Source organism: Macrococcus lamae, assembly GCF_004359545.1.
GTDB classification, from domain to species: Bacteria; Bacillota; Bacilli; order Staphylococcales; family Staphylococcaceae; genus Macrococcus; species Macrococcus lamae.
Genome location: NZ_SCWB01000006.1, coordinates 42,917 through 55,421, shown reverse-complemented (window position 1 = coordinate 55,421; position 12,505 = coordinate 42,917). Strand labels below are relative to the sequence as shown.

The 12,505-nt window shown below is 41.8% G+C and carries 14 protein-coding genes; 5 read left to right on the top strand and 9 right to left on the bottom strand.

The window, feature by feature from the left end:
- Window positions 1-7: 7 nt before the first annotated feature.
- Entirely contained in the window at window positions 8-382 is a 375-nt protein-coding gene (locus ERX29_RS04615) for a hypothetical protein (RefSeq protein WP_165981073.1), read from the bottom strand.
- 123 nt (window positions 383-505) lie between these two features.
- Between ERX29_RS04615 and ERX29_RS10960 the strand changes: the two genes are divergently transcribed.
- Together ERX29_RS10960 and ERX29_RS04610 are read left to right on the top strand one after the other, a co-directional pair.
- Complete coding sequence (locus tag ERX29_RS10960) at window positions 506-667, top strand: hypothetical protein (protein ID WP_165981072.1); 162 nt, start codon at window positions 506-508, stop codon at window positions 665-667.
- Window positions 668-724: 57 nt separating this feature from the next.
- Entirely contained in the window at window positions 725-1,204 is a 480-nt protein-coding gene (locus ERX29_RS04610; protein WP_133443524.1) for a hypothetical protein, read from the top strand.
- Window positions 1,205-1,222: 18 nt separating this feature from the next.
- Here ERX29_RS04610 and ERX29_RS04605 read toward each other — a convergent pair whose 3' ends face one another.
- Window positions 1,223-2,512 (bottom strand): prealbumin-like fold domain-containing protein, encoded by a 1,290-nt coding sequence (locus ERX29_RS04605; RefSeq protein ID WP_133443523.1) that lies wholly within the window; start codon window positions 2,510-2,512, stop codon window positions 1,223-1,225.
- Window positions 2,513-2,841: 329 nt separating this feature from the next.
- Between ERX29_RS04605 and ERX29_RS04600 the strand changes: the two genes are divergently transcribed.
- Window positions 2,842-3,453 (top strand): response regulator transcription factor, encoded by a 612-nt coding sequence (locus ERX29_RS04600; RefSeq protein ID WP_133443522.1) that lies wholly within the window; start codon window positions 2,842-2,844, stop codon window positions 3,451-3,453.
- Window positions 3,454-3,632: 179 nt separating this feature from the next.
- Here the strand turns inward: ERX29_RS04600 and ERX29_RS04595 are convergent, their stop codons facing one another.
- From ERX29_RS04595 to ERX29_RS04570, 6 genes are all read right to left on the bottom strand, one after another.
- Window positions 3,633-4,034 (bottom strand): YolD-like family protein, encoded by a 402-nt coding sequence (locus ERX29_RS04595; RefSeq protein ID WP_133443521.1) that lies wholly within the window; start codon window positions 4,032-4,034, stop codon window positions 3,633-3,635.
- Window positions 4,035-4,194: 160 nt separating this feature from the next.
- Entirely contained in the window at window positions 4,195-5,433 is a 1,239-nt protein-coding gene (locus ERX29_RS04590) for an MDR family MFS transporter (protein WP_133443520.1), read from the bottom strand.
- 128 nt (window positions 5,434-5,561) lie between these two features.
- On the bottom strand, window positions 5,562-6,413 hold the full coding sequence (gene speB, locus ERX29_RS04585; protein WP_133443519.1) for an agmatinase: 852 nt from the start codon (window positions 6,411-6,413) through the stop codon (window positions 5,562-5,564).
- Window positions 6,397-7,257 carry a polyamine aminopropyltransferase gene (gene speE / locus ERX29_RS04580; RefSeq protein ID WP_133443518.1) on the bottom strand — a complete coding sequence of 287 codons (861 nt, stop codon included), beginning with the start codon at window positions 7,255-7,257 and terminating at the stop codon, window positions 6,397-6,399. Before speE ends, speB begins: the two co-directional genes overlap by 17 nt.
- Window positions 7,258-7,267: 10 nt before the next feature.
- Complete coding sequence (gene speD, locus ERX29_RS04575) at window positions 7,268-7,693, bottom strand: adenosylmethionine decarboxylase (RefSeq protein ID WP_133443517.1); 426 nt, start codon at window positions 7,691-7,693, stop codon at window positions 7,268-7,270.
- Window positions 7,694-7,696: 3 nt separating this feature from the next.
- Window positions 7,697-9,202: an aminotransferase class I/II-fold pyridoxal phosphate-dependent enzyme gene (locus ERX29_RS04570; protein WP_165981071.1), complete on the bottom strand. Its 1,506-nt coding sequence runs from the start codon at window positions 9,200-9,202 to the stop codon at window positions 7,697-7,699.
- A gap of 197 nt (window positions 9,203-9,399) precedes the next feature.
- Here ERX29_RS04570 and pglS point away from each other — a divergent pair, with 197 nt between their 5' ends.
- Entirely contained in the window at window positions 9,400-10,431 is a 1,032-nt protein-coding gene (pglS, locus tag ERX29_RS04565; protein WP_133443515.1) for a 6-phosphogluconolactonase, read from the top strand.
- Window positions 10,431-11,204: a carbon-nitrogen family hydrolase gene (locus tag ERX29_RS04560; protein ID WP_133443514.1), complete on the top strand. Its 774-nt coding sequence runs from the start codon at window positions 10,431-10,433 to the stop codon at window positions 11,202-11,204. Before pglS ends, ERX29_RS04560 begins: the two co-directional genes overlap by 1 nt.
- A 157-nt stretch (window positions 11,205-11,361) precedes the next feature.
- On the opposite strand, the gene ERX29_RS04555 is transcribed toward ERX29_RS04560, so the two are convergent.
- Window positions 11,362-12,255 (bottom strand): nuclease-related domain-containing protein, encoded by an 894-nt coding sequence (locus ERX29_RS04555; protein ID WP_133443513.1) that lies wholly within the window; start codon window positions 12,253-12,255, stop codon window positions 11,362-11,364.
- Window positions 12,256-12,505: the final 250 nt, after the last annotated feature.

The window sequence follows — 12,505 nt, the reverse complement described above, 5'->3', positions numbered from 1 at the left end:
CCCTCCTTTAAGCAGTGCCTGTAATACCCATTTCTATATATGTTCGGATAAGGTAACGTTTATCATCTAGAGTTTTGAATGTCATGACAGCTAAAGAAGAGGCTTCTAATAGATTGTAGTTTTCATCTTCTCTGAAGATTCGGATCACGACGATAGTATCATCTTCTCGCTCTGTTTTGTAGATGACATCAAATCGCCATTCCTGGTGCTGTTTAAAACGTTCCTTGAAAACAGCAATGATCTCGTCATAATTAAAACGCTTTTCTGTGCCGTCAGGAAGTACAAAGGTGGCAATCATCCCCGGATATAAAATTTCACTGATTTTTTCGAGGTTCTGATTCTGCCATGCGGCTAATAGATGGACATGTGGCAAGGTGTTCACGTTCCTTTTCGGCTATTTAATTGATTAAGACTTATTATAGCACGAAGCAGGGGATAAAACATTTCTTTACAAGAATTTTGTATGGTAATATAAGATTATAAGAAAATAAGAGGTGAAATGAGAATGAAAGATGTATTGAGAGGTTTATTTTTCATCGTATTTTTATTAGCAATCATTGTAACAGCTGGTGCAGCTATTTTATTCGTGCGCTTCAAAGCTGACTTTGAAGACATCGAGCGTCGTACTCAGGATATCGTCTCTAAAATTGAATCAGAAAACGTCTAGAACTTGCCGTTATGGTGAGTTCTTTTTTTGTTAAACTAAAGACTAGGAGGCGGACATTTGTTAGCGACAATACCAGATGTATCTTTAGTGGAAGAACAAGCACTTGAACAATTATTGAAGTTGATGAGCTTGAAACATCCTTGTATTGAAGACATTGTAATTGGTTGTCGAAGAACACATGAAGATTATTTGCTTGCAGTGCAGATTAAGGAAGCCTGGGAACAAGAGGGTGGATTTAATAGAGAAGGTGGAACGGTCCTTGATATCGTATGCTGGAACGATGAGTCCAGTTCGTTCAATAAATACTGTCAACGTATTATGCGTCATCATCCTGATGCGTTTGTTGTTGTTGGGATCACTCAAGGGTTTAAGGAAATCAATAGACGGCTGCATCGCTTTTCTGAGCTGACTGCTGAAAAGACCTATGTCCTTGGTGACTGTGACGAAACATTAGATTCATTATTCTCTGATCAGCTCAGTGGTGTAAATCAATTCGGCGAAACATGGAAGTTGTCGTGTCTACAGTCTATTACATAAAAAAAGACAGCAGCAGTCTTAAAGTGGACTGCTGCTGTCTTTTCTTTTAGGCAGGAATAGGAGTGTGAACCCTATTAATAAAGTGATGTAACCAGCGAGCTGGATACTAATAGGATGTTCACCGGTTACCGGCAGCGATTGATCTGAGCTGCTAGCTGATGATTTGCTGCTATCAGTCGTACTGTTGTCAGAACTGTTTGTTGAAGTGCCGGCAGACGAATAGCTGCCGGTTGAACGTTTGTTGTTTATGCTGTTAGACGAATCATTATTACTGTCATCTGTTGAAGGTGAATCATCGGATCCTGCATCTGAATACAGACTGCCGCTATTAGAATCAACAGCAGGTTTCTCCACAGGCAGCTGTCTTGTTACTTTGCTGGTAGTTTTAGCGGTAGTGGATTTGCCAGGCAGTTGATCCTCTTTGTCGCCAGGACTTACGGTCGGTTTCTCCACAGGGAGCTGTGCTGATTTATCTTTCACGGCAGTCTCACGTTCAGACTTTACAGGTTTTTCAATCTCTTTCTGTTTGGTTTCCTTCCGCTCAGTTGAAATGATTCTACTTACAACGTCAGTCGTTTTTTCTGCTTTCGGTTCAATTGTCTGATTTCTGCTTTTATAATGCTGAATCTGTACGCTCGGAGTACGCGGTACAGTGGTCTGTTCTATTTGCGGGTTAGGAGATGAAGAGGCAGTAATGGACTTATCTTCTGTCTCTACCGGTGTTTCCATCACTCCGTGTTCTGGAACCACAAAGTATTTCTCTTCTCCAGCCGCAATATCAAGTGTTTCCTCATCATACTGAACGTTATAATCGCCAGCTGCAAGATTGCTGAACACTGCAGTTCCATCGTCATCTGTCTGTACTTCGTCGATGATTTCATCATCTTTCAGCAGCTGGATAGTCACACCGCCTGCAACGGTATGGTCAGAAAATACTGCCTGAATCTTAATCAGCATAGACGATGTTTCTTCATCGGGTTGAGTTGTTTTCTCTTCCAGCAGCGGTTCTGCCTCTTCTGTAGGGACATTTATTTCGTTGATATCAGCTGTAGTCAGCGGAATCTCCTGCTCTCCTGTTATAAGAGAATAATCTGCAGCAGGCTGTTGCATAATAAACAGACTATCATCAAGTGTTTCATAATGCACGATGTTTCCGTGCTGATCTACTAGCTGAAACGGCTGGTCTTTAAGGGGGCGACCTTCTTCGTCGATAAGTTTGATGATTAGAGGTTTTCCGGCTGCAGATGCTGTAACAGGGATAGTAATGATGACTACCGTTAATGCCAAAGCTCTTGCTAAACGTTTCATCGGTCTGCTCCTTTATATATGATTACCATCATTATGACACAAAATAGAGGGTTACTCTATGTCATTTCCAATAATTCACAACAACATCATAACCGTCATCCAATATTTATGAAATTAATTAGTTTTTAAATCTTTATAGTCTATGTAAAAATTATTGAAGTGATATATTACAATAATTGTAAAGTTGATTGTGAAATCATCTAACATGTAAATAAAAGGTGTAATAAAATTAAAAAAACTTATCGAACTTGTCTGAATTTTAAGGTATGATTATGAAAACTGTATAGAAACTGCTGAATCGTTTCAGCGATGGCATACTAAAGTAGGTGATGACAATCAGGATTATTATACTGGATGATCAGGAAATGGTAGGACAGGGAATCGCGCATCTTCTGTCAGCTGAAACAGATATGGAAGTATTGAAGGTGTTCTCTGAACTCAATCATCTGGAATATTATATCGAAACGATGCTGCCTGACATTGTGCTTTCTGAGGCTAAGGTGAAAGGGACCAATATTCTGAACAATTTAAGAACGCTGGTCGATAAATATGATAAAGCCCGGTTCATGATTGTAACGGGCTATAATATTGAGGAATATAAAGCGAGAGCTTATGATAGTGGCGCAGTGGCTTTCATCTCGAAAGAAGAATCAGCCGATTATTTAATCGATGCGTTGAGGAAAGTCTATTACTTCAACCGTAATCTGCGGACAGAGGTCAAACTGGAGCATCAATTATTGACAGTAAGAGAACGGGAAATACTGGCACTTGTCGCTCAGGATATGACGAATAAGGAAATCAGTGAGGCATTGTTTGTCAGTAAGCGGACTGTTGAATACCAGGTGTCCAGCCTTATCAGGAAACTGGAAGTAGAATCGCGGGTCGGTGCTGTTATTAAAGGATTGAAGCTCGGAATTATTGAAGAAGATATTACAATGTAATAACTTTGCGCTAAATACGGATGTATTCAGCGCTGTTATTCTATATGATAAAAGTAATAGCTCATTCGTAGAGAGAAAGAAGGGTGGGTTATTCTATCATTTAATGCATTCATTCTTACCCCTGACAGGATAATAGATTAAATGGTAGAAAGCTATCTGATTGCAGTCAGATAGCTTTTTTACTGGAGTGAGAGATTGATGACATCAATGAAAGAAACGAAACACATCTGCTGGTTATCCAGATTGACACCGATGATCAGCATAGCCCAATGATCGATCTTTTCGACAGTTAATTTCAAGTACTTAATGTAACCGTCGTGATAGAATTCAATCAAAAGGGGGCAGTTTCGCTGCATAGCTTCCTGTAAGGTCATATTGATCTCTTCCAGTCGATCATCACATAAAACAGGTCTTTCAATTTTATTCTGCTGTTCAATCTGTTTTTTAATACCCACATATTGTTCAGGCATAGTGGCAAATGGTGCCCATTTGATCATACCGCGTCCTTTCGGAATATTCGGATTCAGCTTGCTTCGTTCAATTTTGCGATAGTCAGTCTCCCCGTAAATAGGATGAATCATAACATCACTTCTTTCGTGGATGTACCCTCATTATAAGAACATATGTTCGCTATTTCAAGATATTTAATATAATTAATTAATTTATCTCTATTAATTTAATAGTCCACTATAAAAAAAGACTGAGAAAAACCCAGTGATAATAAGGGTTTTCTCAGTCTTTTTAAGATGGAATCTTCTGCTTGAAAATATTTGAGTGGATGGAGAGATAAAGCAGCAGCATACCGATCAATCCAAGTGTAATGACATAGATAGACATCATCATACTGTTCAGCACCGTGCCGACAATAAGACCGGAACTTGCGACGAGACCGGCACCGCTATAGCCGAGTGAACTAAAGGCAATATAACTTGCTCTTTTGTCCTCAGGCATCAGTTTCGCCTGAAAGACAGAAATAATAGGCGTCTGCATCAATTCACCAATTGTGGCCATCAGTACGACCAGCATCAGTAAATACCATGTCGTCAAGTGATGGGCAAGACCATAGCCGCTTGTATACATGAGCGTACCGAGCAGCAGAACAGCCACCTGGTTTCTCTTCTCAGTGATTTTAGCGATAAGGAAGGTCACCGTAACAACAAGCACCGTATTTTCAATCAACATCAGACTCATCATCCGCACACCGTCTACATGAATACCAAATAACTCGACCGGCTTGAACTCGTCATGCAGCCGGACACCGATATAGTTGGTCAGTGCAAATTCCGAGGAGAAGATGAAGACTGCTGCCATCGTGAAGACAACGAAGCGCGTATCTTTCAGAGCAACATAGTAACTGCTGAGGAGGTCTCTGATCCAATGCGCTTCAACGACTTTACGTACTTTATTGACTGTCGGGTCAATCAGATAACGCTGGAAGACAGCTGTATTAATCAGCATAATGATAACGATCAAAGCAAACAGGAGGACGCGGTGGTCTTTATAGAACAACCCGCCGATTGCTGTGCCAAACGCAGTAGCCAGATTATTAGCCCAGTAGGACGTGACATAAACTGACTTGCGCATCTCTTCAGTCGTGGAATCGATGATGAGTGCTTCAAGAGCCGGGAAAATCATGGCGCCGCTGACAGCAGTCAACATATATAGAAATGCCACAACCCATGGCATATTGATAGCGGGATGAATAAAAATAGTCATCAGTATCATCAAGATAGCAAATAATAACTGACCGGTCACGAGAAGCCTTTTCCGGCTGAAGCGGTCAGCGAAATAGCCACCACATAGTCCGCAGATCAGTCCGAAAACGACATTGATGCTGAGCAGAATACCGGACGTCACTTTACCGAGTTCATCGGCGATATAAAGGACCATAAAAGGCATGACACTCATGCTTGCCATATGGTCAAAGAAACCGCAGATGATACGAAGTTTGACGTTGGAGGGGAATTGTGAAAACTTCATAGCTGTATCCTCTTTGTTCTATAGAATAAATACATTATACCTATAATGAAAAGAGAATAGTTGAAATTTTCTCATATTTTTCGCTGGATGTACGAAAAAACCTCACACTGTTATAAGTATGAGGCTGATTATTTAGTAATGGCGAGCATCAGTTCACGCGCGACTTTCGCTGCGACAGCATTGGATACACCTGACGCATCATATGGTGGAGAGAGTTCCACGATATCTGCTGCGACGACATTCAGCTGTTCAAAGATTTTGAACGCGGGTTGAAGTTCTTTGTAAGTCAGGCCACCGGGTTCCGGTGTACCTGTGCCAGGAAATATAGATGGATCCAGACAGTCCAGATCAATCGTCACATAGACCGGTGTATCTTTGAGAATACCCGGCAGATCTTTCAGAGTGTCGATGGAGAATTTCTCAAGTGTGGTATGTTCATTACTCCAGTCGAATTCTTCTTTCGTACCTGAACGGATACCGTACTGATAGATGCGGCCGTCACCTGTGATGTCGTGGATGCGGCGCACGACGGTCGCGTGGCTGAGCGGCTCGCCCATATAATCATCGCGTAAGTCCGTGTGGGCATCGAGCTGAACGAGAACGACGTCCGGATATTTCGCGTGGACCGCACGGAAAGGGCCGAGCGTCACTAAGTGCTCGCCGCCGATCATAAATGGCAGCTTGCCGGAATCTAGAATCTCGCGAGCTGTCTCTTCCAGTTCATCGAGCACTTTCACTTTGTTGCCGATTGTAATATCGACGTCCCCTGAATCCATGATTTTAACGTCTTCTAGATCTTTATCAAGATACGGGCTATAAGTTTCAAGGCCATAAGATTCTGAACGGATGGCATCTGCTGCAAAACGTGTACCTGGTCGGTTCGACACCGTGCCGTCAAACGGTGCGCCGTAAATGACAGTTGATGCTTCTTCAAATGTCGCCTCGCAGCTCATGAAGACATGTTTATTCGGTTGCATCATCAAGCATCTCTTTCACGAATGTCGGTAGTGCAAATGCACCTGTATGGATATCAGTGTTATAGTATTTTGTTTTGAGGCCTAGTTTGTTCCATGCATCAAGGTCTACGTCTTTCAGTGGGTCGTATTTCTTGGAAGCGAAACCGAATAACCAGTGACCAGATGGATAAGTCGGCATATGGAACTGATACACGCGTGTGATAGGGAACAAGCCTTTGATCTTAGAATGGGCACGTTTCATTTCATGTGCGTAGCTTGGGTAATATGGTGATTCGTGCTGGTTGATCAGAATACCGTCGTCTGTCAATACACGGAAACAGTTGTTGTAGAAGTCATGAGAGAATAACCCTTCACCAGGACCGATCGGATCTGTTGAATCCACTAAGATGAGATCATAGTAGCCATCTTCTTTGTTCTTCACGTAAGCAAGACCATCTTCGAATAGAAGCGTCACGCGCGGGTCTTCCAGTTTGCCTGCAGTGATTGGTAAATATTCCTGTGACAGGCGGACGACACGTTCGTCAATTTCAACCATATCGATCTGTTCGATAGATTCGTAGCGCGTCAGCTCGCGAACTGTACCACCGTCACCACCACCGATAACGAGGACTTTCTTGATGTTTGGATTAGTAGCCATCGCTACGTGTGTGATCATATCATGATAGACGAATTCGTCTTTCTCGTTGACCATCATTAAGCCGTCCAGTGTAAAGAATGTACCGAATTCATCTGATTCAAAGAAATCAATCTGCTGGAAATCAGATTTCTCTGAGTGGATATGCTTATTTGTCTTGATTGAGAAACGAACGTTGTCTGTATGATTTTCTGTGTACCAAAGATCTAACATAATAATCCTCCTATTTTACTTCTACTTCGATTGGTTTAAATGATTCGACGACAATCTCGCCTTTAGAATATTTATGGATTTTATCAGCCATGCCGCGGCCTATTTCGTATGAATCAGACAGCTCAGCTTTTAATGCTTTCTCTAAGTGATCTTCAGCTCTCCATGGATCTACTGTATCACCACATGTAAAGACATCAACTGAAGCATAGCCATATTCCGGCCATGTATGAATGGTCAAATGTGATTCAGAGATGATGACTGCGCCTGACACACCGTACGGATTGAATGTATGGAAACAGCTTTCAACGATTGTTGCGCCTGATACACGAGCTGCCTCGTTCATGATTTCCTCAATCTTGTCATGGTCTTTTAAAATATCTTTGTCACAGTTGTAGTACTCGATTAATACGTGTCTTCCTAAAGTCGTTAATTTCATTTATTATTGTCCTCTTTTCTCTATTATATAGACTTGATTTGAATTTTCAGTGCCGATTTTAATGATCGGCTGGTTGTTGATGAACTGCCAGTAGTCGACAATTTCCTGACTGATGCATTCTCCGGCCATGACAATCGGAATGCCCGGCGGGTAAATCATCAGTGATTCCGCACAGATTTCACCTAAAGCCTCTTCGATGTTTATCGCGCGCTTATCCGCATACAGTACTTCCCTTAGACTCATTGCCTGTTCCGGGATAGCAAGCTGTTTCAGCACCGGAGAATGTACTTCTCTATCTGCCTGGTGGTGAAGCTTGCTGATAGACTGGAGCGCATTCAACAGACGGTTCAACACCTCTTCATTATCAGCGATGGAGACGATTCCCATGATTAAGTTAGGTTCGGCAAGCTCCATCTGAATGTTGTAATCACTTCGGAGCAGTCTGTATACTTCAAAGCCTGATAAATCAATCGTAGAATCGATATAGATGGTCAGCTTCGATTCATCAAGCTGCTGCTGATAGAGTTCTTTAAATGCTTTACCGTCAAGCATATGGAACCCGGGAATCGCATTGACAGCTTGTTTGAACGTCTGAATGACAGGCATCAGTTGTTCGAATTTCCGCGGACCATTGAGCGCCAGATTCTTCCGTGCGATATCCAAGGAGGACATTAAAAGGTAAGAGGCACTCGTCGATGTCAGCATATTGATGACGCTTTTTACTTTGCGCTTGTCTATCAGGTCTCCTCTGACAAGCAGGGCACTGGACTGAGTGAAGGATCCGCCTGTCTTATGAAGACTTGTTGCTGCCATATCTGCACCAGCTTCCATACTTGAGATCGGCAAGTGCGGCGAAAATCTAAAGTGCGCCCCATGCGCCTCGTCAACGAGTACCGGCATATCATGTTGATGAGCAAGCTCTGTAATAGCTTTTAAATCACTCACGGCACCGAAATAAGTCGGATTCATGATAAAGATTGCACGGGCATCCGGATGGTTATCGATAGCAGCTTTGACATGGTCGTAGCTTAAGTTATGAGCAATTCCGAATTTAATATCAAATTCTGGGGATACGTAAATAGGTGTGACATCTGCAAGAGCCATCGCATTGAGCACAGATTTATGTACATTGCGTGGCAGAATCAGTTTATCGCCCGGTTTACAGATGGAAAAAATCATCGTCTGAATGCCTTCGGTAGTACCGTTGACAAGGAAATGAGCCTCGTCTGCTAAGTAAAGATCAGCAAGTAGCGCCTGAGCTTCTTTGATGACACCTTTCGGATTATCATAGTTGTCCAGCTGTGGCATTGAGTTGACATCATGTCTTAATACTGAACTGCCATAATAGTAAAGTTCAGACTGTTCATCCAGCCCGCGCTTATGACCAGGGACGTCAAAACTTGTAACTTTCTGCGATTCATATAATTTAAGCGCATCGAACAGCGGTGTAAAACGATGTTTGTCTGTATCAATCGCTGTAAATGACTTAATATCTAAAGGTTTAATCAATCTGCACCTCACATGATTGGACGAATTGTAAAATAGTAATACTTAACTGGAGGTTTTGTATACCTGTTAATTTATTTTTACCAAACAAATTGTAATGTATTACTAAACTATAAGCAAGAAAAAAATTTCAATTTGCATATGTTTTTTTGAAGGGGGAATAGTCTGATAGAATGAAGAAAACAAGAGGAGGGAAAAACATGGCGAACACGGTTGGTTATATTGGGTCATATACAAAGAAAGATGGCAAAGGAATCTACCGCTTTGTACTTAATGAAGAGGCGAAACAACTGGAATCAGTTGAAACAGGCTACGAAGTACAGGCGTCAACATATGTAGTCAAACACGGTGATTATTTATACGGTATCAAGAAAGAAAACGATAAAGCAGGAGTAGCCGCGTACAGAATCGACGATGAAGGCAGACTTGAACTGATCAATGACTGTCTTGAGTCAGCAGAAAGCGGTTGCCATATATGGGTGACAGCAGACGGGAAATATTTGATGGAAGCGGTATATGGAGCGGGAGAAGCACGTCTTTACAGCTTGCAACCTAAAACAGGTGAAGTACTGCAGCTGATTGATACGGTCGTACAGGAAGGCAAAGGACCGAACGAAGACCGTCAGGATAAAGCGCATACGCATTATATCCAACAGACGCCTGATTTGAAGTATGCAGTAGCCGTTGACCTCGGCGCAGATGAAGTCATTACTTTCAAGTTCAGCGACAATGGATTAACTAGAGTCGGCGAACTGAAGCTGCCGGCAGGAGTGGGTCCGAGACACTTAATATTCAACGACAACGGTCAGTATGCCTATCTGTTCACGGAACTCAGCAACGACGTATTTGTTCTTAAATATAACGACGGTGTATTTGAAATGGTAGAACAACATCACGCTGTACCTGATGACTTTGCTGAGAACACACAAGGCGCAGCGATTCGTATGAGCCACGACAATAAGTTCGTCTATGCATCCAACCGCGGGCATCAAAGCATTGCCGTGTTCAAAGTGGAGGACGATGGCAGCAAGCTGTCGCTTGTAGAAATCACGGACTGCGGCGGAGACTGGCCGCGTGATTTCAACATTACGCCGAGTGACAAGTTTTTAGTATGTGCACATGAAGTAAGCGGCAATGTGTCGTTATTTGAAAGAGATGTACAAACGGGTAAACTGACGTTGCTGGAAAATGATAAGCAGGCAGCAGAAGGTGTCTGTGTGCAGTTTCTGTAATGAAATTAGCACTTTATCAGATGGCAGTTATACCTGGCGAGCCGGCGAAAAACTTGAAAAAAGTGACAAACTGGCTCAATCAGCTTCCTGAAGGTATAGACATCGCCGCCCTTCCGGAAATGTGGAACACGTCGTATACGCTGGATATGTTGAATGAGATTATTGATGATGAAGGCCATAGAGAACTTAGGGCACTTAAGGAAATTGCGCGGTTGAGAAATTTAAATATCGTTGCAGGTTCTATTGCGGTAAAGTCCGGTGAGAAATTCAGAAACCGAGCGATAATCATCGACTGTAATGGACAGGTGATTTATCACTATGACAAAGTTCATTTAGTGCCGATGCTGGATGAACCATTGTTTCTGGAATCGGGCGATCACTTTGGAACCTTTGAGCTTGCTGATAGCAAGATGGGTATTATCATCTGCTATGATCTCAGGTTTCCTGAGATGACAAGAAAACTTGCGCTCGAAGGTGCAGAGATAATTTATGTTGTGGCGGAATGGCCGCATGTGCGCATCGATCATTTTTTGGCGCTTCTGAAAGCCCGCGCGATAGAGAACCAATGTTATATCGTTGCATGTAACGCAGTAGGTGAGTGCGGCGGCACAGTATTCGGCGGCCGGTCGATGGTGATTGATCCATCGGGAGAAGTAGCAGTGGAAGCAGCGGTAAGTGAAGAAACAGTTGTTGTAGAAATTGATATCGAAGAGTCTGAAGTGATTCGTCAGGCAATTCCTGTATTTGAATCACGAAGAACTGACTTATATTAAGTAGTAACTGGAACCGTTCCTCAAATGAGGAACGGTTTTTTGGCAGGCGCACGAGAAGTGGCGTGTAACAGTGAAATACGCGCCACAACGGAGAGGAAAGTGGGCGGAGGCACGAGAAGTGGCGCGTAACAGCGAAATACGCGCCACAACGAAACAGCTACTTCAAATGATATCTCATATTTTTATATTGACCTTGCTTATGGCAACTGTCAGACATCATTCGCTGGACTGTTCTAAGAGGCATGCCGCTCCATTTCCTCACTTCTGCCGCTGATAATGAATCATTTTTAAGTAAAGACATTTCTAATATTAATGAACATAAAGCCGTTTTATTATTCACTCGGTGATGGCAATTGGTACAACAAATATATTTTTTCTTTAAATCAGGTATCATCGACAATCGCCTGCATTTACCACATCGTATGCCTCCTTTAAAATTATCAAAAGGATAATAATGAATGCGTTCTTGAACTAGTTCATTATTATGATAAGCCAAAATTTTTTCGGCGGCAGCCCGATGCTCCTGTAAAGGTTCAATAGATTGAATATAGTGCACAACTTCGTCAACTTGATGAGGCAGCAACACACTTTTAGGGATAGTGTCAGTTGATAGTCTGTAATCGTGATTTACAAACAGCACCCTGCTCACTAACTGATATTTAATCTGTTGACTTTTCAAAAACGATTCCAGCTTATGATGGGCTTTACTTAATTGTGAGACAACGTCTGTATGCACATTTCCTTTCTCGGAAACAAACTGCCGGTCTACTAGTTGATAAGATCCGGTAAAGTTTTTTACATCAAAATGATAGAGCGTCCCTTTATCAAAAATAAGGAAATCGTACTGACTGCCTTTACGATAATCCAGACTGATATCCCAGAGTTTCACGCATTCAGTGTCATTGATCAGCTTATAAAAATAAGATTCTCCCTCAAAGCCTTTGATATAAGTAAATAATTTGTGATAATCATGATCATTTAGATTCATACGATGTTCTGCAGCAAGCAGAAATTTCTGATAGTCATTCGGCTCGTGTAGTTTGACGAACATGGATTCACCTCGGAATAAATATAACGACAGAGCTAAAGGAAATCAAATAACAGAAAAAGATAAAAAACCTCGAAAATTCTGCAGAAAATGATAAAAAACTATCATTTCATCAGATTCAGTATAAAATTTAATTAATTTTACGAAAATCAGTTATTTAATAAAATCGTTTATTATATCATAGTTTTGTTTGAAATTGCGGAAAATTCCCAACTTGGAAACTTTTTTATTTTATGAATGTTTTCATGATAAA